This is a genomic window from Nocardioides sp. OK12, from assembly GCF_024341885.1.
Classification (GTDB): domain Bacteria; phylum Actinomycetota; class Actinomycetes; order Propionibacteriales; family Nocardioidaceae; genus Nocardioides; species Nocardioides marinisabuli.
In genome coordinates this window covers 19,667-46,365 of sequence record NZ_BNET01000003.1, presented here as the reverse complement: position 1 = coordinate 46,365, position 26,699 = coordinate 19,667, and the positions used below count along the sequence as shown (strand labels likewise).

At 74.1% G+C, this 26,699-nt stretch carries 27 protein-coding genes; 5 read left to right on the top strand and 22 right to left on the bottom strand.

What is annotated here, in order from left to right:
- Positions 1-44: 44 nt before the first annotated feature.
- From OCU29_RS07410 to OCU29_RS07380, 7 genes are read right to left on the bottom strand one after another with little or no spacing between them, the layout of a single operon-like run.
- Complete coding sequence (locus tag OCU29_RS07410; RefSeq protein WP_261819417.1) at positions 45-1,196, bottom strand: acyl-CoA dehydrogenase family protein; 1,152 nt, start codon at positions 1,194-1,196, stop codon at positions 45-47.
- Between the two features lie 4 nt (positions 1,197-1,200).
- Positions 1,201-2,349 carry an acyl-CoA dehydrogenase family protein gene (locus OCU29_RS07405; RefSeq protein ID WP_261819416.1) on the bottom strand — a complete coding sequence of 383 codons (1,149 nt, stop codon included), beginning with the start codon at positions 2,347-2,349 and terminating at the stop codon, positions 1,201-1,203.
- On the bottom strand, positions 2,346-3,536 hold the full coding sequence (locus OCU29_RS07400; RefSeq protein ID WP_261819415.1) for an acyl-CoA dehydrogenase family protein: 1,191 nt from the start codon (positions 3,534-3,536) through the stop codon (positions 2,346-2,348). Before OCU29_RS07400 ends, OCU29_RS07405 begins: the two co-directional genes overlap by 4 nt.
- Positions 3,533-4,768, bottom strand: coding sequence for an acyl-CoA dehydrogenase family protein (locus OCU29_RS07395; RefSeq protein WP_179614202.1), 1,236 nt, complete (start codon positions 4,766-4,768; stop codon positions 3,533-3,535). Before OCU29_RS07395 ends, OCU29_RS07400 begins: the two co-directional genes overlap by 4 nt.
- 20 nt (positions 4,769-4,788) lie before the next feature.
- Positions 4,789-5,853 (bottom strand): phosphotransferase family protein, encoded by a 1,065-nt coding sequence (locus tag OCU29_RS07390; protein ID WP_261819414.1) that lies wholly within the window; start codon positions 5,851-5,853, stop codon positions 4,789-4,791.
- Positions 5,850-6,671, bottom strand: coding sequence for an SDR family NAD(P)-dependent oxidoreductase (locus tag OCU29_RS07385; protein WP_179614200.1), 822 nt, complete (start codon positions 6,669-6,671; stop codon positions 5,850-5,852). The genes OCU29_RS07390 and OCU29_RS07385 overlap by 4 nt, the downstream gene beginning before the upstream one ends.
- Positions 6,671-7,423: an SDR family oxidoreductase gene (locus OCU29_RS07380; RefSeq protein ID WP_261819413.1), complete on the bottom strand. Its 753-nt coding sequence runs from the start codon at positions 7,421-7,423 to the stop codon at positions 6,671-6,673. Before OCU29_RS07380 ends, OCU29_RS07385 begins: the two co-directional genes overlap by 1 nt.
- A 59-nt stretch (positions 7,424-7,482) precedes the next feature.
- On the opposite strand from OCU29_RS07380, the gene OCU29_RS07375 reads away from it, so the two are divergent.
- Positions 7,483-8,073 (top strand): TetR/AcrR family transcriptional regulator, encoded by a 591-nt coding sequence (locus OCU29_RS07375; RefSeq protein ID WP_261819412.1) that lies wholly within the window; start codon positions 7,483-7,485, stop codon positions 8,071-8,073.
- 85 nt (positions 8,074-8,158) lie between these two features.
- On the opposite strand, the gene OCU29_RS07370 is transcribed toward OCU29_RS07375, so the two are convergent.
- From OCU29_RS07370 to OCU29_RS07355, 4 genes are all read right to left on the bottom strand, one after another.
- A complete protein-coding gene (locus OCU29_RS07370; RefSeq protein ID WP_261819411.1) occupies positions 8,159-8,854 on the bottom strand; it encodes a hypothetical protein in 696 nt (231 codons plus the stop codon).
- Between the two features lie 128 nt (positions 8,855-8,982).
- A complete protein-coding gene (locus OCU29_RS07365; RefSeq protein WP_261819410.1) occupies positions 8,983-10,128 on the bottom strand; it encodes an acyl-CoA dehydrogenase family protein in 1,146 nt (381 codons plus the stop codon).
- A 9-nt stretch (positions 10,129-10,137) separates the two neighbouring features.
- Positions 10,138-11,289: an acyl-CoA dehydrogenase family protein gene (locus OCU29_RS07360; RefSeq protein ID WP_261819409.1), complete on the bottom strand. Its 1,152-nt coding sequence runs from the start codon at positions 11,287-11,289 to the stop codon at positions 10,138-10,140.
- Positions 11,290-11,453: 164 nt separating this feature from the next.
- Positions 11,454-12,107 carry a hypothetical protein gene (locus tag OCU29_RS07355; RefSeq protein ID WP_261819408.1) on the bottom strand — a complete coding sequence of 218 codons (654 nt, stop codon included), beginning with the start codon at positions 12,105-12,107 and terminating at the stop codon, positions 11,454-11,456.
- Positions 12,108-12,125: 18 nt separating this feature from the next.
- Between OCU29_RS07355 and OCU29_RS07350 the strand changes: the two genes are divergently transcribed.
- A complete protein-coding gene (locus OCU29_RS07350; protein ID WP_261819407.1) occupies positions 12,126-12,305 on the top strand; it encodes a hypothetical protein in 180 nt (59 codons plus the stop codon).
- A 56-nt stretch (positions 12,306-12,361) separates the two neighbouring features.
- Here OCU29_RS07350 and OCU29_RS07345 read toward each other — a convergent pair whose 3' ends face one another.
- The gene (locus tag OCU29_RS07345) at positions 12,362-13,651 is read right to left on the bottom strand and encodes a DUF1501 domain-containing protein (RefSeq protein ID WP_261819406.1); all 1,290 of its coding nucleotides are present in this window, start codon (positions 13,649-13,651) and stop codon (positions 12,362-12,364) included.
- A 7-nt stretch (positions 13,652-13,658) separates the two neighbouring features.
- A complete protein-coding gene (locus OCU29_RS07340) occupies positions 13,659-15,119 on the bottom strand; it encodes a DUF1800 domain-containing protein (protein ID WP_261819405.1) in 1,461 nt (486 codons plus the stop codon).
- Between the two features lie 241 nt (positions 15,120-15,360).
- Here OCU29_RS07340 and OCU29_RS07335 point away from each other — a divergent pair, with 241 nt between their 5' ends.
- Positions 15,361-15,846 carry a DUF4234 domain-containing protein gene (locus OCU29_RS07335; protein ID WP_261819404.1) on the top strand — a complete coding sequence of 162 codons (486 nt, stop codon included), beginning with the start codon at positions 15,361-15,363 and terminating at the stop codon, positions 15,844-15,846.
- Here OCU29_RS07335 and OCU29_RS07330 read toward each other — a convergent pair.
- The 4 genes from OCU29_RS07330 to glgA form a co-directional block, all read right to left on the bottom strand.
- Complete coding sequence (locus tag OCU29_RS07330; protein WP_261819883.1) at positions 15,816-16,553, bottom strand: hypothetical protein; 738 nt, start codon at positions 16,551-16,553, stop codon at positions 15,816-15,818. The two genes, OCU29_RS07335 and OCU29_RS07330, sit on opposite strands and share 31 nt — an antisense overlap.
- 5 nt (positions 16,554-16,558) lie before the next feature.
- Positions 16,559-17,341, bottom strand: a complete 783-nt coding sequence (locus OCU29_RS07325) for an inositol monophosphatase family protein (protein ID WP_261819403.1) — start codon at positions 17,339-17,341, stop codon at positions 16,559-16,561.
- Between the two features lie 24 nt (positions 17,342-17,365).
- Complete coding sequence (locus OCU29_RS07320) at positions 17,366-17,851, bottom strand: hypothetical protein (protein ID WP_261819402.1); 486 nt, start codon at positions 17,849-17,851, stop codon at positions 17,366-17,368.
- A 122-nt stretch (positions 17,852-17,973) separates the two neighbouring features.
- Complete coding sequence (glgA, locus tag OCU29_RS07315; RefSeq protein ID WP_261819401.1) at positions 17,974-19,176, bottom strand: glycogen synthase; 1,203 nt, start codon at positions 19,174-19,176, stop codon at positions 17,974-17,976.
- 77 nt (positions 19,177-19,253) lie between these two features.
- Here glgA and OCU29_RS07310 point away from each other — a divergent pair, with 77 nt between their 5' ends.
- Entirely contained in the window at positions 19,254-20,501 is a 1,248-nt protein-coding gene (locus OCU29_RS07310; RefSeq protein ID WP_179614185.1) for a glucose-1-phosphate adenylyltransferase, read from the top strand.
- A 22-nt stretch (positions 20,502-20,523) separates the two neighbouring features.
- On the opposite strand, the gene OCU29_RS07305 is transcribed toward OCU29_RS07310, so the two are convergent.
- Positions 20,524-20,934: a hypothetical protein gene (locus OCU29_RS07305; protein ID WP_261819400.1), complete on the bottom strand. Its 411-nt coding sequence runs from the start codon at positions 20,932-20,934 to the stop codon at positions 20,524-20,526.
- Positions 20,931-21,521 carry a mismatch-specific DNA-glycosylase gene (locus OCU29_RS07300; RefSeq protein WP_261819399.1) on the bottom strand — a complete coding sequence of 197 codons (591 nt, stop codon included), beginning with the start codon at positions 21,519-21,521 and terminating at the stop codon, positions 20,931-20,933. The genes OCU29_RS07305 and OCU29_RS07300 overlap by 4 nt, the downstream gene beginning before the upstream one ends.
- Positions 21,522-21,720: 199 nt before the next feature.
- Between OCU29_RS07300 and OCU29_RS07295 the strand changes: the two genes are divergently transcribed.
- Positions 21,721-22,230 carry a hypothetical protein gene (locus OCU29_RS07295; protein ID WP_261819398.1) on the top strand — a complete coding sequence of 170 codons (510 nt, stop codon included), beginning with the start codon at positions 21,721-21,723 and terminating at the stop codon, positions 22,228-22,230.
- Here the strand turns inward: OCU29_RS07295 and OCU29_RS07290 are convergent.
- The 3 genes from OCU29_RS07290 to OCU29_RS07280 all read right to left on the bottom strand — a co-directional run bounded on the left by OCU29_RS07290 (position 22,217) and on the right by OCU29_RS07280 (position 26,579).
- Entirely contained in the window at positions 22,217-23,452 is a 1,236-nt protein-coding gene (locus OCU29_RS07290; RefSeq protein WP_261819397.1) for a phosphodiester glycosidase family protein, read from the bottom strand. The two genes, OCU29_RS07295 and OCU29_RS07290, sit on opposite strands and share 14 nt — an antisense overlap.
- A gap of 9 nt (positions 23,453-23,461) precedes the next feature.
- Positions 23,462-25,027 carry an alpha/beta fold hydrolase gene (locus OCU29_RS07285; RefSeq protein WP_261819396.1) on the bottom strand — a complete coding sequence of 522 codons (1,566 nt, stop codon included), beginning with the start codon at positions 25,025-25,027 and terminating at the stop codon, positions 23,462-23,464.
- 298 nt (positions 25,028-25,325) lie between these two features.
- On the bottom strand, positions 25,326-26,579 hold the full coding sequence (locus OCU29_RS07280) for an HNH endonuclease signature motif containing protein (protein ID WP_261819395.1): 1,254 nt from the start codon (positions 26,577-26,579) through the stop codon (positions 25,326-25,328).
- Positions 26,580-26,699 lie beyond the last annotated feature (120 nt).

The window sequence follows — 26,699 nt, the reverse complement described above, 5'->3', positions numbered from 1 at the left end:
CGCGGTCGGGTGGGTGCGGTGCTGGGGAGCGGGGCTGCTGCGGCTCAGACGAAGGCGCTGATGCCGGTCTCGTGGCGACCGATGAGCAGCTTCTGGATCTGGCTGGTGCCTTCGTAGAGCGTCATCACGCGGGCGTCGCGCAGGTACTTGGCCGGCGGGTACTCGTCGACGTACCCGGCGCCGCCGTGCACCTGCAGCGCGTTGTTGGCCGCGCGCACCGCCGCCTCGGAGGCGAAGAGCTTGGCCTTCGAGGCCGCCACCCCGTAGGGCTCGCCGCGGTCGATGAGGTCGGCGCAGCGCCAGGCCAGCAGGCGGGCGGCGTCGGCGTCGAGCGAGATGTCGGCGATCATGTCCTGCACCAGCTGGAAGCCGGCCAGCGGACGACCGAACTGGGTGCGCGAGGTGGCGTACTCGACCGCCGTCTCCAGGCAGCCCTGGACGATGCCCACGCAGCCCGAGGCCACGGCCAGGCGGCCCTTGTCGAGGGTGCTCATCGCGATCTTGAAGCCGCTGCCCTCCTCGCCGAGCATCGCCGAGGCCGGCACCCGCACCCCGTCGAGGAAAAGCTCGGCGGTGGCCTGGCCGCGCAGGCCGAGCTTGCCCTTGATCTCGCGGGCCTCGAAGCCGGGGGAGTCGGTGGGCACGAGGAAGGCGGAGATGCCGCGTGGCCCGTCGCCGCCGGTGCGGGCGAAGACCAGCGCCACGTCGGCCCAGGTGCCGTTGGTGATGTAGAGCTTCTGGCCGTCGATGACGTAGTCGTCGCCGTCGCGGCGGGCCCGCGTGGTCAGGTTGCCGGCGTCGGAGCCCACGTCGGGCTCGGTGAGCCCGAAGCAGCCCAGCTTGGTGGCCTCCGCCAGCTGCGGCAGCCACTCCTGCTTCTGCTCCTCGCTGCCGTGGAAGAGGATCGACTTCCCGACCAGGCCGCTGGAGACCGAGACGATGCCGCGCAGCGCCGAGTCGGCGCGCCCGAGCTCCTCCATGGCCAGCGAGTAGGTCACGTAGTCGCCGCCGAGGCCGCCGTACTCCTCGGGGATGGTGAGGCCGAAGAAGCCGATCTCGGCCATCTTCGGCACGATCGCGAGGTCGACGGACTCGGCGCGGTCCCACTCGACGCGGTGCGGCACGGCCTCCCGGTCGAGGAAGTCACGGGCCAGCGACCGGAAGGCCTGCTGCTCGTCGCTCAGTGAGAGGTCCATGGCGTCATCCTGCCTCGGGGCCGGGCAGGCCGACCAGGGTCGCGAGGGCGTCGCGGTGGGCGTCGGGGCTGCCGAGCAGCACGTGGTCGGCCTTGGCCCGCTTGAGCCGCAGGTGCACCGGGCTCTCCCAGGTCATCCCGAGCCCGCCGTGCAGCTGGACCGCCTCCTCGGCGGCGTGCACCGCCACCTCGGAGCAGAAGGCCTGCGCCACCGCCACCGACACGGGTACGTCGGTGCCCTCGGCGAGCGCGGCGGCCGCGTGGGCCGCGACGGCTGAGGCCTGGCCGACCTCGGCGTACAGGTCGGCGAGGCGGTGCTTGAGCGCCTGGAAGCCACCGACCACGCGCCCGAACTGGCGGCGCTCGGAGAGGTGGGCGACGGTCTGCTCCAGGCACCAGGCGGCGAGGCCGGCCTGCTCGGCGGCCAGCAGGCCGGCGGCGGTGGCCAGCGCGTGGTCGAGCGCGGCGGTGACCATCTCGCCGGTGGCCAGGGGCGTGCCCGCCCCGTCGAGCGGGACGTCGAGGTGGACGTCGGTGAGCGGGCGGGTGGCGTCGAGCGAGGTGACCGCGGTCAGGGTGACGCCCTCCGCGCCTGCCTCGACCAGGTGCAGGGCGGGCCCGTCGGGACCGGCCACGGGGACGAGCAGCAGGTCGGCGGGCAGCCCCACCACACCGCGCACGTCGCCGACCAGGCGGCCCCCGGTCGCGGAGACGGCCGCGCCCCGGGACCAGCCCTGCGCGGAGCGGGTGGCGGCCGGGACGACGAGGGCCGCGGTGCCGCCCTCGGCGAGCCGGCCCAGCGCCTCGGTGGCGCCGAGGGTGACGAGCAGGTCGGTGGCCAGCACGGCGCTGGTCAGGAACGGCACCGGGGCGCAGGCGCGCCCGCACTCCTCCGCCACGACGGCCGCCTCGCGCGGCCCGGCGCCGGCGCCGCCGTGCTCCTCGGGCACCAGCAGCGCGGCCAGCCCCAGGTCGTCGGTCAGTGCCGACCAGGCGGCGGCCGAGACCTCGTCGGTGCCGTCGGCGAGCGCGGTGAGCGCCTCGGTGGGGCAGGTCTTGGCGAGCACCGCGCGCACCGAGCGGCGCAGGTCGGTCTCGACGTCGGTGGCGAGCAGGTCGAGGTCGGGGGCGGGGGGCAGCGTGGGGGTGGTCATCGGGGCAGGTCCTTCCACGCCACGTCCTTGTCGACGCGCGGTTCGCCGGGCAGGCCGAGGACGCGCTCGGCGATGATGTTGCGCAGGATCTCGGAGGTGCCGCCCTCGATCGAGTTGCCCTTGGCGCGCAGGTAGCGGTAGCCCGCGTCGCGGCCGGTGAAGTCGACCTTCTCGGGCCGCGTCGGGGTCCAGTCGTCGTAGCGCAGGCCCTCCTCGCCGAGCAGCTCGACCTCGAGCGCGGAGAGCTGCTGGGCCAGCCGGGCGAAGACCAGCTTGGTGGCCGAGCCCTCCGGCCCGGGGGCGCCGACGGCCAGCTGCTGGCGCACCCGGCTGCCGGTGATCCGGGCGGCCTCGGCCTGCACCCACAGGTCGAGCAGGCGCTGGTGCGCGCCGTGCGTACGACGCCCGGGGTGCGTGCGCCAGGTCTCGGCGACCTTGCCGACCATGCCGGCCTCGCGCGGCACGGCCTGGCCGCCGATCGAGACCCGCTCGCTGTTGAGGGTGGTGTTGGCGATCGGCCAGCCCTCGCCGACCGAGCCGAGCAGCTGGTCGCCGGGCACCCGCACGTCGGTGAGGAAGACCTCGTTGAACTCGGCCTCGCCGGTGAGCTGGCGCAGCGGCCGGACCTCGACGCCGGGCTCGCGCATGCCGAGCAGGAAGTAGCTCAGCCCGCCGTGCTTGGGCACGTCGGGGTCGGTGCGCGCGACGAGGATGGCGAAGTCGGCCAGGTGGGCCGAGGAGGTCCACACCTTCTGGCCGTTGACGACCCACTCGCCGGTGGCCTCGTCGGGCACCGCCCGGGTCGCCACGGCGGCCAGGTCGGAGCCGGCACCGGGCTCGGAGAAGAGCTGGCACCAGATCTCCTCGCCGAGCCACAGGGGCCGCAGGAAGCGCTCGTGCTGCTCGGGGGTGCCGTGGGCCAGGATCGTCGGGGCGGCCATGCCCAGGCCGATGCCGTTGCGCTCGGGGGCGTTGTCGGGCGCGCCGGCGGCGGCCAGCAGGTCGTCGACGTACGCCTGCAGGTCGCGGGGCAGGCCCAGCCCGCCGAGGCCGACGGGGAAGTGCACCCAGGCGAGGCCTGCGTCCCAGCGGGCGCGCAGGAACGCGGCGCGCCCGGTGGTGGCGGGGTCGTGGGCCTCGAGCAGCGCGGTGACGCGCTGCTCGAGGTCGCTGCGCTGCTCGCTCACGAGGTCGCGGTCTGCTTGCGGATCTCGGCCTTGGCCAGGGCGTTCTTGTGCACCTCGTCGGGGCCGTCGGCGAAGCGCAGGGTGCGGATCGAGGCGTAGGCGTTGGCGAGCGGGAAGTCCTGCGAGAGGCCGCCGGCGCCGTGCACCTGGATGGCCTTGTCGAGGATCCACTGCACCGTCCTGGGCGTGGCGATCTTGATGGCCTGGATCTCGGTGTGGGCGCCGCGGGCGCCCACGTCGTCCATCATCCAGGCGGTCTTGAGCACCAGCAGCCGCAGCTGCTCGAGGCGCACCCGGGACTCCGCGATCCAGTCGCGGACGACGCCCTGCTCGGAGATCGCGCGGCCGAAGGCGACCCGCGAGTCGGCGCGGGTGCACATCAGCTCGATGGCCTTCTCGGCCACGCCGATGGCGCGCATGCAGTGGTGGATGCGGCCGGGGCCGAGCCGGGCCTGCGCGACGCCGAAGCCGCCGCCCTCCTCGCCGATCAGGTTGGCGACCGGCACCCGCACGTCCTCGAAGCGCAGCTCGGCGTGGCCGCCGTGCTCGTGGTCGTCGTAGCCCATCACGTGCATCGGGCGCACGACGGTGAGCCCGGGGGTGTCGCGGGGGACCAGGATCTGGCTCTGCTGGCGGTGCCGCGAGGCGCTCGGGTCGGTCTTGCCCATCACGATGAAGACCTCGCACTGCGGGTTCATCGCCCCGGTGATCCACCACTTGCGGCCGTTGATGACGTACTCGTCGCCGTCGCGCACGATCGAGGTCTCGATGTTGGTGGCGTCGGAGGAGGCCACGTCGGGCTCGGTCATCGCGAACGCCGATCGGATCTGGCCCTCCATCAGCGGGCGCAGCCAGCGCTCCTGCTGCTCGGGGGTGCCGAACATCGCCAGCACCTCCATGTTGCCGGTGTCGGGCGCCGCGCAGTTGAGGGCCGCTGGGGCGAGGTGGCCGGCGCGGCCGGTGATCTCGGCGAGCGGGGCGTACTGCAGGTTGGTCAGCCCGGCGCCCAGGTCGCCGTAGTGGCCCACCGGCAGGAAGAGGTTCCACAGGCCGCGGCTGCGGGCCTCGGCGCGCAGCTCCTGCAGCACCGGGGCCGTCGACCAGGCCCACCGGTCCTCGAGCCCGGCGAGCTGGTCGGCGAAGACCTGCTCGTTGGGGTGGACGTGGGTGTCCATGAAGTCGAGCAGGCTCTCGCGGAGCTCCTCGGTGCGGGTGTCGAAGGCGAAGTCCATGGTGGGGTCCCTTCCGGGGGTCAGAGGTGCGAGGTGGCGGCCAGGCCGGCCGCCAGCAGCGGCGGCACCGCCTCGCCGATGGCGTCGAAGCCCTCGCCGACGGTCTGGCCGTGGGCGTGGCGGTAGTGGATGCCCTCGAGGATGACGGCGAGCTTGAGGTGGGCCAGGCCGAGGTGGAAGTCCATGGGGCCCAGGTCGCGCCCCGAGGCGGCGGCGTACGCCGTCAGCTGGTCGTCGGGCGAGGGGTAGCCCGGTGCGGTGGAGACGTCGGCGAGCCCGGCGTCGGCGACCGAGGCGCCGGAGCCGGCGACCAGGTCGGCGAGCCGGTCGTAGACCACCAGCAGGGCCAGGTCGGTGAGCGGGTCGCCGAGGGTGGCCATCTCCCAGTCGACGACTGCGCGCACCGGCTGGGCGTGGTCGGGGTCGACGAGCAGGTTGTCGAGCCGGTAGTCGCCGTGCACCACCGCGGGCGCGCCGTCGGGCGGCACGTGGGCGGCCAGCCGCTCGAGCAGCAGGTCGGCGTCGGGCAGGTCGCGGCTGCGCGACCCCTCGAGCTGGCGGCCCCAGCGACGGACCTGGCGCTCCAGGAACCCGGCCGGTCGACCGAGGTCGCCCAGGCCGACCGTGCCGGGGTCGACGGCGTGCAGGTCGGCGAGCACCCCGACCATCCGCTCGACCAGGTCGCGGGTGCGCTGCGGGCCGAGCGGCTCGAGCTCGGCGGCGCGGCGCAGCGCCACGCCGTCGACGACCTCCATCAGGTAGAAGGGCGTCCCGAGGACGGAGTCGTCGGCGCAGTGGGCGTACATCTGCGGCACCGGCACGGGCGTGGGGGCGAGCGCGTCCATCACCCGGAACTCGCGGCCCATGTCGTGGGCGGTCGCTTGCACGTGGCCGAGCGGGGGACGGCGCAGCACCCAGCGGCGGGCGGGGTCCTCGCGCACGTGCAGCGCGTAGGTGAGGTTGGAGCGGCCGCCGGCCAGCAGCCGGGCCTCGACCTCCTCGGGCGGCGGCATGTCGCCAGGTCGCTGCGTGTCGTACCAGCGCTGGACGGCGGCGACGTCGAGGCCGGGCAGGGAGCCGCTCATGCGGGCCCGGCCAGGTGCTCGTCGAGCTTGCCCTGCAGCCGGCGCATCCCGGCGAGCCACCGGTCGGTGTCGGTGGCGCGGGCGGCGTAGTAGCCCGCCACCTCGGGGTGCGGCAGCACCAGGAAGCGGTCGTCGGCCAGGGCCTCGACCCAGCAGCCTGCGACGGTCTCGGGGGTCAGCGCCTCGTCGTGGGAGAGCAGGTCCTGCAGCGGGCCGGCCTCCTCGAGCATCCGGGTGCGCACGCCCTGGGGGCAGATTGCCTGCACCGTCACGCCGCGGTGGCCGTAGGTGACCGAGAGCCACTCGGCGAAGCCGACCGCGGCGTGCTTGGTCACCGAGTACGGCGCGCTGCCGATCATCGTCAGCAGGCCGGCGGCCGACGCGGTCACCACGAAGCGGCCGCCAGGGCCGCCCGCCTCGGCGGAGGCGACCCACTCGGGCACCAGCAGCCGCGCGGCACGCACGTGGGCCATCACGTTGACGTCGACCACGCGCTCCCACACGTCGTCGGGGGTCTGCAGGCTGTCGGGCCCGCCGGCGCCGTCGATGCCGGCGTTGGCCAGGTAGACGTCGATGCGGCCCAGCTCGGCGGTGGCCTGCTCGACCAGGGCGCGCACGCCCTCGTCGGAGGAGCAGTCACCCGGGACGGCGACCGCGCCGATCTCCTCGGCCGTGCGGCGTACGGCGTCGGCGTCGAGGTCGTTGACCACGACCCGGGCGCCCTCGGCCACCAGGCGGGTGGCCAGCGCCCGGCCGATGCCGCCGGCGGCGCCGGTGACGACCGCGCCGCGGTCGGCCAGGGCCTCGTGGCCGGCCATCACACGCCGCCGGTGAGGGTGACGCCGCCGTCGATGAGCATCGTCTGGCCGGTGACCCAGCCGGCGTCGTCGGAGAGCAGGAAGGCGACCGCGCCGGCGACGTCCTCGGGCACGCCGAGGCGCTTGAGGGGGTACTGCGAGGCGACCTCCTCCTCGCGGCCCTCGTAGAGCGCGGAGGCGAACTGGGTCTTGACCACCGCGGGCGCCACGGCGTTGACGCGGATGCTCGGGCCGAGCTCGACGGCCAGCGACTCGGTCAGCGAGATCATCATGGCCTTGCTGGCGCCGTACATCGAGATGCCGGGGGCGGGCTTGACGCCGCTGACCGAGGAGATGTTGACGACCGAGCCGCCGTGCTCGCCCATCCAGGCGCGGTGCGCGGCCTGCACCCAGGCCAGCGCGCCGATCGCGTTGACCTCCACGATCTTGCGGGCGGCGTCGAGGTCGAGGTCGACCAGCGGGCCGTAGGCGGGGTTGATGCCGGCGTTGTTGACCAGCAGGTCGAGGCTGCCGAACGTCTCGACGGCGCGGGTGACGACCTCCTCGCGGTGCGCGGGGTCGTCGGCCTTGCCGGCCACGGCGAGCGCGACCTCGGGGCCGCCCAGCGCGGCGACGGCCTCCTCGAGGGCCTCGGGCTTGCGGGCGGTCAGCACGACGCGCGCGCCCTCGTCGACGAGTCGCTGGGCGATGCCCAGGCCGATCCCGCGGCTGGCGCCGGTCACGACGGCGGTGCGGCCCTTGAGTCCCTGCATGGTGCTCCCTCTCGAGTGGGTCGTTGCGCTCTGACTAAGCGCTTGCTTACTCTGACGCCATGGCCGCCGCTCGTCAACCCTCACCCACCGACGCGCGCGAGCGCCTGCTCGAGGCCGCGGTGGCCGCCTTCGCGGTGCGCGGGTTCCACGGCACCACGACGCGCGACATCGCCGCCGGCGCCGGGATGAGCCCCGCCGCGCTCTACGTGCACCACCGCTCCAAGGAGGAGCTGCTGCACCTGATCTCGCGCGAGGGGCACCTGCGCACGCTCGCGCTCGTGGAGGCAGCCGTGGCCGGGCACGACGACCCCGTCGCCCAGCTGACCGTGCTGGTCGAGGAGTTCGTGCGCCACCACGCGCTGACCCACACCACGGCGCGGGTCATCAACTACGAGATGGCCGCGCTGAGTGCCGAGCACCTGGCCGAGATCATGGACCTGCGCCGGCGCATCGACGCGGTGGTGCGCGACGTCATCGAGCGCGGCGTCGCCGCCGGCGTCCTGGCCACCCCCCACCCCGCCATGACCGCCACCGCCCTGCTCTCCCTGGGCATCGACGTCGCGCGCTGGTACCGCGACGACGCCGGCTGGACCCCCGAGCAGGTCGCCGCCCACTACCGCGACCTGGCCCTGCGGATGGCCGGCGCCTGAGCGACGCGACTGGTCGAGCGTCGCCGAGACCCCGTGAGCGGTCGGCGTACGGCGCCGCCCCTGCTCGACCGCCCCTGGCGCTGGGTCAGGCCGCGTCGAGGGTGGCCACGACCAGGTCGGCGACCTCCGCTGCGTCGGCGGCGTCGGCGGAGGTGACGGTGATGGTGACGACGTCACCGCCGACCTGGGCCAGCAGCACCTCGAACTGGCCGGCGGTGCCGTTGATGTCGAGCTGGTAGTCGGCGCGCAGCACGTCGCCGACCGGGGCCTCGACGGTGGCGACGTCGCCGGTGGTGTCGGCGAACTGCTCGAGCTGGGCGGCGAACTCGTCCTCGCCGGGCAGCTCGCCGGACTGGTGCAGCACGTTGACGTTGGTCAGCACGCCGTCCTGGGCGCCGCCGTCGGCGACCGCGACCAGGTCGACGTTCTGCAGGGTGGCCTCGAGCTGCTCGGGCGGGACGCCGAGGCGCTCGGCGATCGAGGCGAGCGTCCCGTCCTCGCCGTCGGCCTGGGCGAGCGCCTCCTCGGCGTCGAGGCTCTCCCAGCCCCCGGGCAGGCGCAGCGTGACCTGGTCGGTGCTGACCTCCTGGCTGTCCTCGGTGGACCCGGCCCCCTCGGGGTCGTCGGTGCCATCGCCCCCGTCGGTGCCCGCGGAGGCCGAGGTGGAGGTGTCGTCGGCGGTGCCGGTCTCCGCGTCGTCGCCGCAGGCGCTCAGGCCCCCGGCGGCGAGGAGGGCGAGCAGGGCGAGGGCGGCAGGCGCGGTGCGCGGTCGTCGGGTCACCACCGCACGTCTACCCACCTGCTCGCCGTCCACACCTGCGCCGGCCTCCGGACGCAGCTCGGCCGGGCGACGCCCGCAGGCGCCGCCCGGCCGGTGGGACGAGCGAGGTGGAGCTGGACCGAGCAGGATCAGGCGATGGCGAGGGGGTCGAGGTCCTCGTGGTCGGTGATCCGCTCGGACAGGCCGGCCAGGTGGTGGGAGCCGTCGCCGAGCAGGTGCTCGAGCATCGTCAGCACCGACGTGTAGGAGCCGACGGCGTACTCCGCGGTCATGCCGATGCCGCCGTGGAGCTGGATCGCCTCCTGGCCCACGTGCCGCCCGGCCCGGCTGACCTGCAGCCCCGCGCGGGCCGCGGCGTCGCGCACCGCGTCCGGGTCGCCGCTCTCGACGACCATGGTGGCCCACTGCACGAGGCTGGTGGCCAGCTCGAGCGAGACGTACATGTCGGCGGCCCGGAAGGTCAGCGCCTGGAAGGTGCTCAGCGGCACCCCGAACTGCTTGCGGCTCTTGAGGTACTCGGTGGTCTGGCGCAGCGCGACCTCCATCGCCCCGATCGCCTGGTTGCCGGCCATGATCCGGCCCAGGTCGAGGATGGTGGCGATGCTCGAGGTCAGGTCGCGGCCCGGCTCGCCCAGCGGCGTCGCCGGGGTCGAGTCGAGCACGACCTTCGCCGCGCGCCCGCCGTCGTACGTCGGGTAGCCGGTGCGGGTGGCCGCCTCGCCGTCGACGACGAAGAGGCCGGTGCCGCCGTCGGGCAGCTGCGCGCTGACCACGAGGGTGTCGGCGCGCGCGCCCTGCACCACGGGCTCCTTGGTGCCGCTCAGCGTCCACGACCCGCCGTCCTCGGTGGCGCTGACGCCGCTCGCGGTGGCGGCCCAGCGCGAGCCGGGCTCGTCGTGGGCGAAGGCCAGCAGCCGCTCGCCGGCGGAGAGCGCCCCGAGGAGCTCGCCGCGCTGCTCGGCGCTGCCGCACGCGGCGACCAGGCCACCGGCCAGCACCACGGCGTGCAGGTAGGGCTCGGGGGCGACCACGCGGCCCAGCTCCTGGCACACGATCGCGATCTCGACCGGGCCGGCGCCGACCCCGCCGTCGTCCTCCGAGAACGGCAGGCCCAGCAGGCCCATCTCGGCCATCTGGGTCCAGGTCTTCTCGGAGAAGCCCGGGTCGACCTTGGTGGTCTGGCGGCGCTGCTCGAAGTCGCCGTACGCCTTGGTCAGCAGCCCGCGCACCGCGTCGCGGAGGGCGTCCTGCTCGTCGTCATAGGTGAAGTCCATGTCTGCTCCTCACAGTCCCAGGATCGTGCGGCTGATGATCTGGCGCTGGATCTCGTTGGACCCGCCGTAGATCGAGGCCTTGCGCAGGTTGAGGTACGTCGGCGTCGTGTGGTGGGTCCACTCGTCGAGGGCGCTGTCCTCGCCCGCGCCGGAGGCGATGCTGGCCGGGCCGGCCAGGTCGACCATCAGCTCGCTGACCGCCTGCTGCAGCTCGGTGCCGCGCAGCTTGAGCACCGAGGAGGCCGGGTGCGGCTCGCCGTCGGCGGAGTGGGCGACCACGCGCAGCGCGGTCAGCTCGAGCGCGAGCAGGTCGTTCTCGAGCTCGGCGATGCGGGCCGCGAGCAGCGGCTCGCTCGCCCGCTCGCCGGCCAGCGACTTGGCCCGGGCCAGGATGCGCTTGGTGGTGCCGACGGGTGCGACGCCGACCCGCTCGTTGCCGAGCAGGAACTTGGCGATCGTCCAGCCGCTGTTGAGCTCGCCGACGAGGTTCTCGGCGGGCACGCGCACGTCCTCGAACCAGACCTCGTTGACCTCGTGGCCGCCGTCGATCAGCTCGATGGGGCGCACGGTCAGCCCCGGGCTGGTCATGTCGATGAGCAGCATCGAGATGCCGGCCTGCTTCTTGACGTCGGGGTCGGTGCGCACGAGCGTGAAGATCCAGTCGCCGTACTGGCCCAGCGTGGTCCAGGTCTTCTGGCCGTTGACGACCCAGTCGTCGCCGTCCTTGACCGCGGTGGTGCGCAGGCTGGCCAGGTCGGAGCCGGCGTCGGGCTCCGAGAAGCCCTGGCTCCACCAGATGTCGAGGTTGGCGGTCTTGGGCAGGAACCGCTCCTTGATCTCCTGGCTGCCGAACTGCGCGAGCACCGGGCCGATCATGCTGGCGTTGAAGGCCAGCGGCGTCGGGACGCCGGCGCGCTGCATCTCCTCGTTCCAGATGTGGCGCTGCAGGTCGCTCCAGTCCTGCCCGCCCCACTCGGTCGGCCAGTGCGGCACCGCCAGGCCGGCCTTGTTGAGGGTCTGCTGGCTCTCGACGATCTGCTCCTTGGTGAGCTCACGTCCCTCGATCACCGCGCGACGGATGTCCTCGGACACCTCGGTGGTGAAGAAGGTGCGCATCTGCTCGCGGAACTTCTGGTCCTCGGCGGACAGGGCAAGCTGCATCCGGGGCCTCTCTCGGATCGGGTGGCGCCTCGCGGCGCGAGGGGCGGGTCCTGTCCATCATGGCCCCTCGGCGCAACGTCCGGCGCAGCAGGATCCCACCGTGGACCGACCCCGTGGCGGCCCGACCAGACGGGGTTGTGGCCGGCGCCCAAACGGGCGGCGGCTCAGACGTCGACGGCGATCTCCTCACCCAGCCGGGCGCCGTGCTGCAGCGCCAGCGCGTCGCCCGACCAGAAGGTGCCCGGGTCGTAGTAGTTGCTCGGCAGGTCGTCGGGCAGCAGGCCCATCGCGACGTACGACGACGCGACCACCTCGGCGCAGTAGGTCAGCTCGGCGGGTGCCGCGCGGCGTACCCGACCGCGCGCCCAGCGGCCCACGAGGGCTGCGGTGCTGGGGAACGGGGTGCCGTCGAGGCGCGCGATGCTGGCCAGCAGGGCGTCCTCCATCGCGGGCGTGACCTCGACGTCGAGCTGGCGCAGCCAGGCGCGCTGCTCGTAGCGGCCGGTCCACTGCCCGACGGCCGCCCGCAGGTCGTGCAGCTGCACCCCGCGCTGGTGCTTGCCGCTCCACACGTCGACGAGCCCCTTGCCGAGCTCGGCGTGCCACATCAGCGGGGGCAGGTCGTCGAGGACCACCGCCATCCCGACGTGGTTGACCGGCGCGTTGGTCAGCACCCGGATCGCGTGGTCGGCCGCCGAGTGGCCGCGGAAGAGCCACAGGTCGCCGGTGCGGGTCAGCTCGACCGCCTCGTCGAGGCCGATCCGGCTGCCCGGTCGGCGTCGGCCGGGGCCGCGGTGCCGGGGGTGCTGGTGCTCCATGGTGGGAGAGTCTGGGCCATGGATGCGAGCAGGGTGTGGAAGGTGCTGGGCGTGGCCGGCCTGGCCGGGGTCGCGGCTACCGGGGTGGTGGTGGCGCGCGACCAGCGACGGCGTGCGCGCCTGACGCCCGACGAGGTGCGCGCCCGGCTGCACGAGCGGGTCAACGGGACCGCGGCCGACCCCGGCGAGGGGAAGTAGCGCCGGCTCGGCGAGGAAGTGGCGCCGGCTCGGCGAGGAAGTGGCGCCGGCTCGCGCTACTGGCCGAGCATCGCCCCGACCCGCTCGCGCTGGAAGCCGGGGAAGACGACGGCGGGGGAGGCGGGGGTGCGGGCGGCGACGACCTCGGCGAGCACGGAGCGGTAGTCGGTGGTGACGGGCACGTCGGCGTCCAGGCCGGTGCCGAGCGGGGTCCACGAGCCGTGGTAGCCGCCGCGCACGCCGGCGCCGGCCAGCAGCATCACGGTGCCCCAGCCGTGGTCGAGGCCGTGGTTGGCGTTCTCGGCCACCCGGCGGCCGAACTCCGAGACCGTCACCAGGGTGACCCGGTCGGCGACCGGTCCGAGGTCGTCGAAGAAGGCGGCGATGCCGCTGGCCAGCGACTCGGCCTCGCGCCGCATCCGGCCCCAGCCCAGGGTGCCGAGGTCGGTGTGCATGTCCCAGTCGCCGTGGTCGACGGTGACCAGCGAGACGCCGACGTCGCCGCGCAGCGTGCGGGCCACCGAGGCCAGCGCGCGGCCCAGGTCGTCGTCGGGGTACGCCGCGCTGCGGTCGGCCTGGGCGCGGGCGGGCTCGAGGTCGTCGACGGCCGCCATGGCCGAGCGGAAGGCCCGGCCCATCGGGTCGGAGGAGCGCTTCCACATCCGCTCCAGCGACCGCACCCGGGTGCCGTTGGGGTCCCACTTGTCGTCGCCGGCGATGCGCGTCCGCTCCAGGGAGCGGAAGCCCATCACCGGCTCGGGGCCGAAGAGCGAGGTCGGCACCTCGGCCCGGCCGGCCGCGAGCCCCTGCAGCGGGGAGGAGCCGGGCAGCTCGCCGAGCAGCCGGTTGAGCCAGCCGACCCGCTCGGTCGAGCCGGGGGCGGCGTCCTCGACGGCCTCCATGGCCGCGAAGTGCGACCGGTTGACCACCGGCAGCCCGGTGCCGTGCACACCGGCCAGCCTGCCGGCCCGCCACAGCGGCAGCAACGGCTCGAGCGAGGGGTGCAGGCCGAAGAAGCCGTCGGGCACCAGCAGCCTCTCGGCCGGTACGGCGATCCGCGGGCGCGCCGCGTAGTAGGCCGGGTCGCCGTGGGGCACGACCAGGGACAGCCCGTCGGCCGCGCCGCGCAGCGAGAGCACCACCACGACCGACCCGTCGGTCGCGGTCGAGGTGGTGGTGGCGGCCAGCGCCGGCCCGGCGGCGCTGACGACGGCGGAGCCGACGCTCCAGGTCAGGGCGGCGGCGCCCATGCCGCGCAGCAGTCCGCGGCGCGACACGGCGGCGTACTCGGCGCAGCCGCAGGAGGCGCCGGAGCCGGTGGGGGCGGTGAGCTCGGGGGTGCTCAAGGTGGCCTCAGCGGTGGTAGTGGTGGGGATGGTCGAGCAGGACGCCCAGCAGCCGGTTGAACTGCCAGGCCATCAGCCGGTGGTCGCCGGTGATCCGCTCGCCGGGGCGGGTCTCGACCGCGTCGCACGCCGCGCGCAGCAGCTGGCGGCTCGAGCGGCGTCCGTGCACCGCCCGGGAGAGGTGGTCGACGAGGTCGCGGAACTCGATCGGCAGCTCAGGGGCCCACTGCTGCGGCGACTGCCAGGTGACGCCCTTCTTGGGCCACCAGCCGCCGGCCAGCGACCAGTGCACCTCCATCGAGGCCAGCGCCCGGCTGGGCGAGGCCCACGGGTCGCCGTGCAGCGGCGGGCCGTCGGGGCGCGGCCAGGCCGCCGGGCGCATCCCGACGGCGTCGCTCTGCCAGAGCACCGCGTTGGCCGCGTGGTCGTCGGCGCGGGGAGCGACCACCGCGGCGCCCAGCGCCCGGTAGGAGGCCACGACGTCCTCGGCGGGGTCGCGCAGCTTCTGGCCCTTGGCCTTGCGGAACTCCTGGGTGCGCACCAGCGCGCGCAGCACCGGCACCACCGCGGTGTCGTGGGCCAGGTAGACCTCGGCGAGCTCGTCGACCACCTGCTCGGAGGGGGTGTCGCTGATGAACTTGGTCGCCAGCTTGCGCGCGATGCGGCGCGCGGTGGCGGGGTGGTGGGCCAGGTGGCGCAGGTAGCGGCGGGTCAGCCTGCGCCCGTCGGGGTCGGTGTTGGCGTCGCGGAAGTCGCCGACGGCGACGGGGCCGGTCCAGTGGTCCTGGGGCGAGTAGGAGGCCTCCCAGGTGCGCCACAGGTCGACCCGCCAGCCGGTCAGGATGCGCGCCGAGGCCTTCACGTCGGCCTCGGTGTGGGCGCCGACCCCGACCGTGTGCAGCTCGAGCAGCTCGCGCCCGAGGTTCTCGTTGGGGTGCGACTTCGTGGAGGTCGCGTTGTCGAGGAAGATCAGCATCGCGGGGTGCGTGACCGCCTCGACGAGCAGCTCGTCGAAGCGCCCCAGCGCGTGGCGGCGCACCACGTCGCCGTACGACGCGCGCCAGACGCCCTGCGAGTCGCCGTTGGCCGGCACGTGCAGGTGCGACTCCCAGAAGTCGGTCATCACCTCGTGCACCTGGTGCGGCGAGGTCATCCGGCGCACCAGCAGCCGCCGTGCGTAGTCGGCCATCACCTCCCAGGTGCCGCGGCCGCCGCTGACCTGGCGCTGCCAGATCGTGGCGGCGTCGAGGTGCAGGTCGGGCCACCAGTCGCACAGCGAGGCGTCGGCGGTGGCGTCGTAGGGCCGGTCGAGCTGGGCGTCGAACCAGGCCAGCCCGCCCCCCGCCCCCTTGACCGCCGAGACCAGCCCGGGGGTCAGCCCGTAGGAGAAGCGCAGCGCCAGGTGCCGGGCACCGCCACCGAGCGTGGGGGTGGCCCGGTAGCGACCGGGGGCGTACGGCGACGGCACGGCGGGCCTCTCTGCGGGCGGGGGCGGGGGCGGGTCCTGGGGGGATGGGGGGCGACGTCGGGGGACGGCGTGGCACCCACTGTGGGGTGCCCGGCGCCCGCGCGGGAGGTCCTCGGGCGGGATCCGGCCGCTCGAGGCCCAGATGTGCCCGACCGGTGCGCGGCATGGCCCGAACGGACTACGCCGGTGGCGTCCGGGGGTCGGTAGGGTCACGGCTCCGAGCCCGATACCTGGAGGTCCCGTGTCCGAGCAGAGCCCCTTCCCGCCGCCGCCCCCGACGGGGGAGCCCGTCGCGGGCCAGCAGCCGCCGCCGCCCTACGGCTACGCCCCGCAGGCCTACGGCCAGGCGCAGCCGCAGGGTCCCGGTCCGGTGGGCGAGGTGCGCAGCACCGGGGTGGCGATGCTGCTGTTCGTGGTGACCTTCGGGATCTACGGCTGGTACTGGTGGTTCAAGGTGCACGAGGAGATGAAGCGCCACACCGGTCAGGGCATCGGGGGCGTGGTCGCGCTCGTGCTCGCGATCTTCGTGGGCATCGTGATGCCCTACCTGACCTCGGCCGAGGTCGGCACGATGCAGGAGCGCGCCGGTCGCCGGCGCACGGTCAGCGGCGCCACCGGGCTGTGGTACTTCCCCGGCATGTTCATCCTGGTCGGCCCGATCGTCTGGTTCGTCAAGACCAACGGCGCGATCAACGACTACTGGCGCTCGCTGGGCGCCCGCGGCTGATCCGCGGGACCGAGGTCCCACAGGTGCCGGCTGCTCGGCACCAGGTCGAGGTCGCGGTCGGCGCCGATGCGCGCGACGCTGGCCATCAGCTGCTCCAGGCGTCGCCCCAGCTCGGCGTCGTCGCCCCCGCTGCCGTAGAAGTCGTGCACGTCGTGCACGGCGGCAGCGGGGAACAGCTCCTCGACCAGCGCCTCGACGCGCGCGTCCTCGGGGGCGACGCGGCCCAGGGGTGCGACGACGACGTTCTGCACGTAGCCGGTGGTGGCCTGGGTGCGGATGGCGACACCCGTGTGGTCGACCAGCCAGCGCTGCAGCCAGGTGGCCCGGTCGAGCTCGGGCGGACGGCGCAGCAGGGCCACGTTGGCCAGCTCCTCGGCGCGGGAGCCGTCGTAGGTCTCGGCGGGGTCGAGGCGACGCCGCTCGTCGACCAGCCAGCCCGAGGTCGGCCCGACCGCGTCGGTGACGACCGCGGCCACCTCGGCCGGGTCGTGCGCGGGGTCGGACCAGACGCTGAGCACCGCGGCCACCGGGGCTGCCGTGCTCAGCCGCAGCGCAGGCGCGACGTGCTCGTCGTCGAGGTTGAGCTGCACCCGCAGCGCCCCGGCCCCGGCGAGACCGGCGCGCAGGTCCGGACCGCCCAACGGCGTCGGGTCCTGGCGCACCAGGTACATCGTCTTGGTGGTGCCGGCGGGCAGCCAGGTGGTCATCGCGCTCACAGCCCGGGCAGCGCGTGCAGCAGCCCGCGCACCAGGTCGTACGTCGCCCGGTCGGCGGCCGCGACGAGCCCCGCGGGGGCGGGCGCCTGCGGCCGGTAGGGCTCGCCGTCGAAGGTGCCGAGCACCCCGCCGGCCTCGCTGAGCAGCAGCGCACCCGGTGCGTGGTCCCACGGCTTGGTCTTGCGGTAGAGCGCGTAGTCGGCGCCGCCCTCGACCACGCGCGGGTAGTCGACGCCGCAGCAGACCCAGGTCAGCTCCAGCGCACCCAGGGTGCCGAGCGCGCGGCCGATCCAGCTGCGGCGCGAGGTGACCCCGCGCAGGTGCTCGCCGACCGGCGGGCGGGTGAGCCGCTCCCCGTTGCGCCAGGCGCCGCGGCCGCGCTCGGCGACGTACGCCGTGCGGTGCTGCGGCTGCCAGATCCAGCTGCGCACGACCTCGCCGTCACGCAGCTCGGCGATCATCATGGCGTGGTCGGGCGAGCCGCGGACGAAGTTCTTGGTGCCGTCGACCGGGTCGACGGTGAACGCGTGGTCGGCGGTGGCGAAGCGCTCGAGGACCGAGTCGTCCTCCTCGGCGGCCTCCTCGCCGAGCACGACGGCGCCCGGGTGCTCGCGCTCGAGGACCTCGGTGATGCGGACCTCCGCCTCGCGGTCGGCGACGGTGACCAGGTCGCCGGGGTTCTTCTCCATCACCTCGGCGTCGGCGAGGCTGCGGAAGCGGGGCTCGACGACCTCCTCGCCCACGGTCCGGAGCAGGGTCAGCACGTCGGTTGTCTGCACGTGCTGACCGTACCGATGCGGGGCTCAGGCCGAGGTCGGCAGGTCGTCGCCCATCACGTCGTCGCCCATCACGTCGTCGCCCACCAGGTCGTCGGCGGGCAGCGGCACCAGCCGCTGGTCGGTGGCCAGGTGCACCACGTCGGTGACGACCCCGGCGCGGCGGCAGGCCTGGGCCAGCCCCCGCGCCCAGGCGCGGTCGGTGCGGTCGGGCCCGTGCGAGCCGGGCCGGCTGCGCAGGAAGACCCAGCGGCCCGGCGGGGTGCCGGCGACCCGCAGCAGCATGGTGGTGAGGGAGTCGAGGTCGTCGGCGACGGGCTCGCCCGCGCAGTCGTCGATCTCCAGCAACCGTCGGGTGGGCCGGTCGTCCTCGTCGAGGTGCAGCACCCAGGTGGAGGAGCGCGTGAAGCCGAGGTCGCCCATCAGACCGCGCCACAGCTGCAGCAGGTCGCTCTGGGTGCGCACGACGGGGCGGTGGTGGGCGAGGGGAGTGGGGTCCGGTGTGGTGTCCATGGCCGTCACGCTGCCGCGTCGCGGTCCCTCCCGCGACCGGCTCTCCACAGGCCACCGGCGCCGGGCGGACGGGGCGTGGCCGCTCCACAGCCGAGGGGTGCGGGCCTTGACAGCCGGGCCGCTCACAGCACCGAGCGGTAGACCTCCATGGTGCGCTCGGCGATCGCCGGCCACCCGAAGGACGCGACGGCCCGCTCGCGCCCGGCCCGGCCCATGCTCGCGGCCCGCTCGGGGTCGGTGACCAGCGACGTCAGCGCCTCGGCGAAGTCGGCGACGTAGCGCTCAGGGTCGAGGGGCGTGCCGCTGCCGTCGTCGGCCTGCTCGATCGGGACCAGCAGCCCGGTCGCCGCGGCCTCGCCACCGGGCGCCACGACCACCTCGGGGATGCCCCCGGTCGCGGTCGCCACCACGGCGGTCTCGCAGGCCATCGCCTCGAGGTTGACGATGCCCAGCGGCTCGTAGACCGAGGGGCAGGCGAAGACGGTGGCGGCGCTGAGCAGGGCGACCACGTCGGCGCGCGGCAGCATGTCGGCGATCCACACGACGCCGTCGCGCCCGGTGCGCAGGTCGGCGACCAGCGCCTCGACCTCGGCCATGATCTCGGGGGTGTCCGGGGCGCCCGCGCACAGCACCACCTGCACGTCGGGCGGCAGCGCGGCCACGGCGCGCAGGAAGAGCGGCAGGCCCTTCTGGCGGGTGATCCGCCCGACGAAGACGACCGACGGGCGGTCGGGGTCGACGCCCAGGCGGCGTACCCGCTCGGGGTCGTCGACCGGGGTCCACAGCGCCGTGTCGATGCCGTTGTGCACCGTGTGCACCCGGGCGGGGTCGACGGCGGGGTAGGAGCGCAGCACGTCGTCGCGCATCGCCGCCGACACCGCGATGACCGCGGCCGCCGACTCGTACGCCGTCCGCTCGACCCACGAGGAGAGGCGGTAGCCGCCGCCGAGCTGCTCGGCCTTCCACGGCCGCAGCGGCTCCAGGGAGTGCGCCGAGACGACGTGGGGCACGTCGTGCAGCAGGCCGGCCAGGTGACCGGCGAGGTTGGCGTACCAGGTGTGGGAGTGCACCAGGTCGGTGCCGGCGCAGCCGGCCGCGATGGCCAGGTCGACGCCCATCGTGCGCAGCGCCGCGTTGGCACCCTCGAGCTCGGCGGGCTCGGCGTAGGAGGAGGTCAGGTCCTCGGCCCGGGGCGCGCCGAACGCGTGGACCCGGGCGGTGAGGTCGTCGCGCGCCCGCAGCGCGCGCACCAGCTCGGCGACGTGCACGCCGGCGCCGCCGTACACCTCGGGTGGGTACTCCTTGGTCAGCACATCGACTCGCACCCTGCTGAACCTACTCGCCCTGCCGGACCTGTGGGCAGTCGAGCGTGTCGCCGGTCACAGGGCAGTACGGTGGGCCCATGAGATCCGCGGCGCGCAAGAAGGTCCTGGCGATCGTGCTGGCGGGGGGCGAGGGCAAGCGCCTGATGCCGCTGACCGCTGACCGCGCCAAACCGGCCGTGCCCTTCGCCGGGATCTACCGGCTCATCGACTTCGCGCTGAGCAACGTCGTGAACTCCGGCTACCTCAAGGTGGTCGTGCTGACGCAGTACAAGTCGCACAGCCTCGACCGTCACGTCTCGCAGACCTGGCGGATGTCGACGCTGCTGGGCAACTACGTCACCCCGGTGCCGGCGCAGCAGCGCGTCGGCAAGCACTGGTACCTCGGCAGCGCCGACGCGATCTTCCAGTCGCTGAACCTGATCAAGGACGAGAAGCCCGACATCGTGGTCGTGGTCGGCGCCGACCACGTCTACCGCATGGACTTCGCGCAGATGGTCGAGCAGCACGTCGAGAGCGGCGCGGCCTGCACCGTGGCGGCGATCCGCCAGCCGATCGGGATGGCCGACCAGTTCGGCGTCATCGACGTGCACCCCGACGAGCCGTCACGCATCCGCGACTTCCTCGAGAAGCCGACCGACCCCACCGGGCTGCCCGACAGCCCCGGCGAGGTGCTGGCCTCGATGGGCAACTACGTCTTCGACGCCGACGCGCTGGTCGAGGCGGTGACCCGCGACGCCACGACCACGGGCTCCAAGCACGACATGGGCGGCGACATCGTGCCGGCGTTCGTGCGCCGCTCGCAGGCCGGGGTCTACGACTACAAGGACAACGTGGTCCCCGGCGCGACCCAGCGCGACAGCGGCTACTGGCGCGACGTCGGGACGCTCGGCTCCTACTACGCCGCCCACATGGACGTCGTCTCGCCGCTGCCGGTCTTCAACCTCTACAACTTCGACTGGCCGATCTACACCTCGTACGGCCCGCAGCCCCCGGTCAAGGTCGTCCAGGGCGCCGACGGCACCCCCGGTGTCACCGACGAGGCGGTCCTCTCGCCCGGCGTCGTGGTGACCGGAGGCCAGGTGCGCCGCTCGGTGCTCTCGCCGGCCTGCTGGGTCGACTCGGGCGCCGACGTGAGCGGCTCGGTGCTGCTCAACGGCGTGATCATCGGTGCCGGCGCGGTGGTGAAGGACGCGATCCTCGACAAGAACGTCGTGGTGCCCGCGGGTGCGCGGATCGGCGTCGACCCCGAGGAGGACCTGGCGCGCGGGCTGATCGTGCAGGACGGGCTCACCGTGATGGGCAAGGACCAGCAGCTGCCCCGCTGAGGTCCTGGCCCCGGCGCGAGCCTCAGGCTCCCCAGGGACGCACCTCGACGTCCACCGGCATCCGGTCCGCCTCGGCGACGGTGACGGGTGCGGTGCGCCGTGCGAGCATCCGCCGCCGCACCAGCTGCTCGTGCGGCTCGTCGCTCCAGTCGTTGCCGTCCATCCCCACCAGCCACACCAGCCCGCGGCCGTCGCGGGGGTCCTCGACGACGAGGGCGATGGCGTACGTCGCCGATGCCCCGGCCTGGCGCTGGGCCCAGTCGACGACCTGCAGGACGTCGGCGCCGGTGACGTCGTAGGTCGCGGTCGTGCCGCCGGTCGTCTCTGCGGTGCCGGCGCGCGCCCCGCCCTGGACGTAGACCCGGTAGCGATGACCCGGGCGCTCCCAGGACGAGTCGCGCTCGTCCACCTGGCTGACGTCGATCGTGTTCATCGACGCATCGTGCCAGCGTCGATGATGCCGGCGGCGCGTCCGACCTCGGCGTACGCCTCGGCAAGGGTGGCGACGGTCTCGTGCGCGTTGAGGCCCGAGGGGTTGGGCACCACCCACAGCTCGCTGCCGGCCAGCGGCTCGGGCTGGCGCCCGACCTGGGCCTTCGGCTGGCCGAAGGCGCTGCGGTAGGCGGTCACCCCGGCGACCGCGACCACGCGCGGACGCACCTCGGCCACCAGGGCGCGCAGCCGCTCGCCGCCCTCGACGAGCTCGTCGCGCGTCAGCTCGGAGGCCTTCGCGGTGGCGCGGCGCACCAGGTTGGTGATGGCGATGCCGCGGCGGCGCAGCACGTCGCGCTCGGCCTCGCTCATCCCCGCCGCCGGGTCGACCGGCTCGGTGATGACTCCCGCGCGCAGCAGCGCGGGGTAGAAGCGGTTGCCGGGGTGGGCGAAGTGGGTGCCGGTCGCGGCGGTCCACAGCCCGGGGTTGATGCCGACGAAGAGCAGCCGTACGTCGGGGCCCAGCAGGTCGGGCACCTCCGCGTCACGGAAGGACTCCAGCTCGGCGCGCGAGAACGATCGACCCACGCCCCGAGCCTCCCACGCCCGGGCTTGTGGTCCGGCTTGTGGTTCGGGTCGTGTGCCCGAGGCCGCGCCCTGGCGCGTCACCGGGCCACGACCCAGACCACGACCCAGACCACGACCCAGGCCACGACCCGGGCCACGACCCGGGCCACGACCCAGACCGGCGCGGGAACCGCGCTGCGGTGGGTACCGTCGCATCCTCATGCGACCTCTCGGAACCCTCCTGCACCTGCCTGCTGCGCTGCTCGTGGCCACCTCGCTGGTGGCGTGCGGCGGGGACCCGGAGCCGCGGGGCGCCGACGGCGCTGCCGCGAGCGTCGGCGACTCCGCCGAGACCGAGCCCGTGGTGCTCCGGCAGCGCCTGGTGACGGCGACCGACGCGGGGGAGGGGCCGGGCGAGGTGGCGGGCGAGGTGGCGGTGGCCGTGGGCGACGACGCGGCGATGGACGCCTTCACCGCCGACCTCGGAGAGGACCTCGCCGCCGACGTGGTTGAGGCGGCCGACGCCCTCGAGGTCGGGGGCGACGAGGAGCTGGCCGCCCAGGTGGTCGCCATCGGCTGCGACGAGCCGACCAGCGTCACGGTGCGCCGTACGCCGGCTGGCGTGGTGCTCGAGCCCGGCCCGGTGCCGAGCCCGGGGCGTCAGTGCTTCGCGGCGATGACCACCGTCGCGGTCGTGGTGCTCGAGGCCGGCACGCTCAGCGCTGGGTGACGACGAGGCCGTTGGCGACCTGGCGCAGCGACCCGTCGGAGGGCGAGTTCTGCACCTGCAGCGCCCCCTGCTCGCGGGCCACCATGGTGCTGGAGCCGCCGCCGTCGAGGTTGAGCGCCTCGTCGGCGCCCAGCTCGACCATCGTGCGGGCCAGCTCGACGAGGGTCTGGCCGCGGCTGGTCGAGGAGCGGCCGTCGACGACCAGCAGCAGCACCTCGTTGGTGTCGCGGTCGATGCCGACCGCGGTGCGCGGGTGCATCTCGGTGTCGTCGACGACCTGCACCACGCCCTCGTCGATGAGGGCCTTGCTGCCGGTGACGACCATCGAGGGTCGTCCGCCCAGCCACCAGCGCACGGTCGCAGAGCCGCGCCGCAGCTTGCGCAGCTGCTTGGCGCCCTCGCCGCGGCCGACGAGCACGAGCCCGCGGATCTTCGAGCCGGGGCGCAGCCTGGCGCGGTTGGCCACGACCCGGCCGTCGCGCACCTCGACCATCCGCACGTCCTTCTCCTGGCCCTGCGTGACGGCGTACCCCGGCGAGGAGCCCCAGCGCTGGGTGTAGACGCCGATGCCGCCGGGCGCCACGAAGTGGGAGTTGAAGTTGGTGACGGTGGCGGCGGGGCGCTCCTTGATGGCGCCGCGCAGGGTCACCTCGCCGACCTGGGGGCGGCCCTTCCTGGTGAGGTAGAACGCCGAGTTCCAGCCGCTGGCCCGGGCGTTGAACAGCCCGCGGGTCACCGAGCGGCCGACGCCCAGCGGGGCACCGGTGCGGCCGATGTCGAAGAAGTCGCCGTTGACGGCAGCGATCGCCTCGCGGGCTCGCGCCAGGGACATCACGTCGTCGGTGGCGGCCACCGTGGTCGGTGCGGCGTAGTCGAGCTGGAGGCTGCTCTCGTCGAGGTCGACGGCGAGCAGGTGGGAGCGCACCGGGCCGCGCGAGTCGGTCTCGCTCCACGAGGAGAACTTCACGCCCGGGGCGATGCGGCGCTGCTCGAGCACCACCCGCGTGCCCGGCTCGTCGTCGCGCGCCACGGCGCGCGGGGCGACCTCACCGCGCACCCCGTCGGAGCTGTGCGGACCGTCGACCCCGCCGGCCGGGACCCCGGGCTCGGTCGCGGCGAGGGGGGCCCGACCCGTGGGGGACTCGTCGGCCAGCGCGGGCGTGCCGAGACCCGCGAGCACGACGGCGAGCGCGAGGGCGGTGGTGCGTGAGCGGGGGAGCACCGGCCCAGGTTAAGGGCGGCGAGCCACCAGGCGGCGCAGGTGCACCACCGTGTCCTCGAGCACGATGACACCCGGGGTGCGGCTGCTCATGCCCACGAAGGTCTCGCTGACCGGGCTGGCCAGCAGGTAGAGGCTCTGCCCCGCGGGCACGTCGACGCCCACGGCGGGCAGCGGGATGCGGCGCTTCTCCCCGACCACGGGCAGCGGCTCGCGCAGCGGGAGCACGTTGTTCTGCACCAGGCGCGCGTTCGCCGGCGAGGTGCCGACGGCCAGGCCGTAGAAGGCGCGGTTCTCGACACCGACCGCGGTCACGTCGGCGGTCAGGTACGCCGAGCCGGCCACCGTGAACGGGCCTGCGGCGATCTCGGTCGCCAGGGGCAGGCCGGCGGCGGTCGAGCTGGCCACGGTGCCGATCTCGATGCTGCGGTTGGGGCGCTCGGCGCGCGTGGTCAGGCACTCGTCGGTGGGCGTGGCGATGTGCAGGCGGCCGTAGCCGGCCAGGCCGGTGTCCTGCCCGCGCAGCTGCTCGTCGAAGAACCGCAGCGAGAGCTGCTCGAAGCTGCCGCCGGCCAGTGCCTTGCTGCACGGGTCGGAGGTGATCGAGACGCCCATCGGGAGCACGGCCGGCAGCACGTGGCCGCCGTTGTAGCCGACGAAGATGCTCTGCCTGCGGGCCTTCGGAGTCAGCGCGGTGCGCCAGTTCTCCAGACCCTCCTGGAGCGGGAACAGGCCGTCGGTGGTGCCCTGGCCGAGCAGGACCGGGATGTCGAGGCGGCGTCCCTTCGAGACGTGCCACGCGGGGCCGTTCCTCCTCATGAAGGAGGCCATGTCCTCGGTGCCGGGCACCGAGCCGTCGGGCCACTCACCGAGAGCAGCCCCCTCGAGGAGCGCCTTGTAGACGTTCTGCGGCAGCGCGTCGGCGGGCACCGAGGCAGCGGCCAGCAGCAGCGCCCACTCGGTGCGCACGACACCCTCAGGAGCCAGGCTCGAGGAGAGGTCGTTCCAGGTGATCTGCGGGGCCAGCGCGTCGAAGACCGGGCGGCCCTTGGTGCGCAGCGACTCGAAGGCGCCGAGGAACTGGTAGCCGCCCCCGTAGGAGCCACCGATCGCGCCGAGGCGCGGGTCGCCCGGGCGGTCCTGCTGCACCCACCCGAGGCGGCTGACGAGCCGCACCAGGCGTCGTACGTCGTGGCCCTCGAAGGCAGGGTTCTCGACATGGGCGTGGCCGCCGGACTCGCCCCAGCCGCGCTGGTCGAAGGAGAGCACGCCGTAGCCCGCGTCGAGGAAGGTCTCGAAGGAGGCGGGGTCGGTGGTGCGCGAGCCGCCCCAGCCGTGGCTGTGCACGATCATCGGCACCGGCCTCTTGCGCGTCGCCCCGGCGGGCCGGAACAGCGAGTAGCAGATCTCGACCGCGTCGCTCCCGCCCGGCTCGGGCACGCTGCCCACGCAGCCCTCGCTCACCCTGACCTCGCCGGTCGCGGCGTACGCCGACGGGGCGGCCGGGCCGCCCAGGGCGCTGAGCCCCAGGGTGGCGAGCGTGGCGGCCGCGGTGGCCAGGGCGGTGACTCGACGCATGTGTGCTCCTGGTGGGTGGTGACGACCGACACAACGAGTGCGGGGACCCGGGGTCACGCGCTCGCCCCCGCGCCGGCGCGAGTCCACGCCGTACGACGCTCCGTTGGTCGAGCAGCAAGGAGCGCCAGCGACGCGCGTCGCCGAGACCCCACAAGAATTGCGCGGACCTCGCCGCACGCCATGGGGTCACCAGGTATCGACGGTCGCTCGACCCACGGCGGTACGCCGAGTCGGCTCGTTCGAACCGGCCGGCTCGCGGCGTTCGCCGTCCTGGTGCTCACGCAGGGAAGAGCGGGGTCTAGGTGCGGTGGTGGAAGGTGACCTGGTTGTCCCCACCGATGCTGGTCTCGTAGTCGGGGTCGTGGATGCGCCGGTGGTGGTACGGGCACAGCAGGCGGCCGCGGGCCAGGTCGGTGAGGCCGTGGTGGGCCCAGGGGTCGTCGTGGTGGGCGTGGCACATCGCGGGTGGTGCGTCGCAGCCCTTGGCGGTGCAGCCGCCGTCGCGGATGCCCATCGCGATGCGCTGGGTCTTGGTGAAGAACCGCTTGGCCCGGCCCACGTCCAGCGGTTTGCTCTCCCCGTCGAGGACGACGGGGACGATGCCGGCCTCGCACGCCAACCGCCGTGCGGCCCCGGCGCTGATCCGGCCGCCGGTGTCGAGCGCAGCCGCGGCGAGCCCACCCTGCAGCGAGGCGAGGGTCATGGTGACGACCACGGTGGCGTTGACTCCGCCGGCGCGGGGCAGTCGCTTGGGGTCGAGGCGTTCGATGAGCTCGACGAACGCATCGCCCAGCCGCCGCGCGGTGGGCCGGCGTACCGGTTCCGGTGCCTCGTCCGTGCCTGCCCGGTTGGCGATCTGGTGCTTGGGGGCGGCGAACGCCATCAGGGCTTTCTCGAGCATCTGCCCGACCAGGGTCGGGACGGTGAAGGAGCCTTTGATGCGGCCGTGGCCGTCCTCGCGCATCCGGAACACCGACGACTTCTCGGCCTCGCGTTCCTCGCGGTCCAGCTGCTCGGCCTCCCAGGCCTCACCGACTTCGGGTGCGACGACGTCGAGGATGCGGCGCCCCAGCACCCGCAGCGCTTTCGCGTCGTGCACCTGCGCGAACTCGACCAGCGCTGTCGTGGCCTGCTCGAGGACCGCCGCCTCGAGGTCGTCGGGCAGCGCGTCCAGCGACGTACAGATCACCGAGGCCTGCTCCGCGACCAGGTCCCCACGCCCCAGCGCTTCACGCACCAGCACGTGTCGGGCGAGCCCTTCGGCGAGGCGTACCTGGCGGAACGACTCCCGCTTGGTCGACCTGGTGACGTTGGAGTGCCAGACCGCCAACGACGGCGAGGCGTTGCGCTCCTGCACCCCGACGCTCTCGGCATGGGTCAGCAACCCCGAGCGCACCTCGACCAACATGGCCTCCACCCGCGCGACCTCCGCCAGCGCCTCAGCAGCCTCGCCTTGGCTCATCGACCACAACGGCGTACCGGCGACCTCGCTCAGCACCGAGCGCACCTGCGCGACAGCACTCCCGACGGGGTGCGCGGCGGTGGTCGACATGAGTGAAGTATCTCAGCCGCCACCGACAAAGCACCAGGTCAAACCCCGTTTTCCACAGGTGGATCGAAAACTTTTTCGAGGGTGCGGAAGTGACTGGTCGAGGGTTCAAACCTGACTGCT

Excerpts from the sequence above, each read along its gene's own strand:
- OCU29_RS07410 (WP_261819417.1), bottom strand. The coding sequence starts at position 1,196 with ATGGACCTCTCACTGAGCGACGAGCAGCAGGCCTTCCGGTCGCTGGCC.
- OCU29_RS07405 (WP_261819416.1), bottom strand. The coding sequence starts at position 2,349 with ATGACCACCCCCACGCTGCCCCCCGCCCCCGACCTCGACCTGCTCGCC.
- OCU29_RS07395 (WP_179614202.1), bottom strand. The coding sequence starts at position 4,768 with ATGGACTTCGCCTTCGACACCCGCACCGAGGAGCTCCGCGAGAGCCTG.
- OCU29_RS07390 (WP_261819414.1), bottom strand. The coding sequence starts at position 5,853 with ATGAGCGGCTCCCTGCCCGGCCTCGACGTCGCCGCCGTCCAGCGCTGG.
- OCU29_RS07385 (WP_179614200.1), bottom strand. The coding sequence starts at position 6,671 with ATGGCCGGCCACGAGGCCCTGGCCGACCGCGGCGCGGTCGTCACCGGC.
- OCU29_RS07380 (WP_261819413.1), bottom strand. The coding sequence starts at position 7,423 with ATGCAGGGACTCAAGGGCCGCACCGCCGTCGTGACCGGCGCCAGCCGC.
- OCU29_RS07375 (WP_261819412.1), top strand. The coding sequence starts at position 7,483 with ATGGCCGCCGCTCGTCAACCCTCACCCACCGACGCGCGCGAGCGCCTG.
- OCU29_RS07365 (WP_261819410.1), bottom strand. The coding sequence starts at position 10,128 with ATGGACTTCACCTATGACGACGAGCAGGACGCCCTCCGCGACGCGGTG.
- OCU29_RS07360 (WP_261819409.1), bottom strand. The coding sequence starts at position 11,289 with ATGCAGCTTGCCCTGTCCGCCGAGGACCAGAAGTTCCGCGAGCAGATG.
- OCU29_RS07355 (WP_261819408.1), bottom strand. The coding sequence starts at position 12,107 with ATGGAGCACCAGCACCCCCGGCACCGCGGCCCCGGCCGACGCCGACCG.
- OCU29_RS07350 (WP_261819407.1), top strand. The coding sequence starts at position 12,126 with ATGGATGCGAGCAGGGTGTGGAAGGTGCTGGGCGTGGCCGGCCTGGCC.
- OCU29_RS07330 (WP_261819883.1), bottom strand. The coding sequence starts at position 16,553 with ATGACCACCTGGCTGCCCGCCGGCACCACCAAGACGATGTACCTGGTG.
- OCU29_RS07320 (WP_261819402.1), bottom strand. The coding sequence starts at position 17,851 with ATGGACACCACACCGGACCCCACTCCCCTCGCCCACCACCGCCCCGTC.
- OCU29_RS07310 (WP_179614185.1), top strand. The coding sequence starts at position 19,254 with ATGAGATCCGCGGCGCGCAAGAAGGTCCTGGCGATCGTGCTGGCGGGG.
- OCU29_RS07305 (WP_261819400.1), bottom strand. The coding sequence starts at position 20,934 with ATGAACACGATCGACGTCAGCCAGGTGGACGAGCGCGACTCGTCCTGG.
- OCU29_RS07295 (WP_261819398.1), top strand. The coding sequence starts at position 21,721 with ATGCGACCTCTCGGAACCCTCCTGCACCTGCCTGCTGCGCTGCTCGTG.
- OCU29_RS07285 (WP_261819396.1), bottom strand. The coding sequence starts at position 25,027 with ATGCGTCGAGTCACCGCCCTGGCCACCGCGGCCGCCACGCTCGCCACC.
- OCU29_RS07280 (WP_261819395.1), bottom strand. The coding sequence starts at position 26,579 with ATGTCGACCACCGCCGCGCACCCCGTCGGGAGTGCTGTCGCGCAGGTG.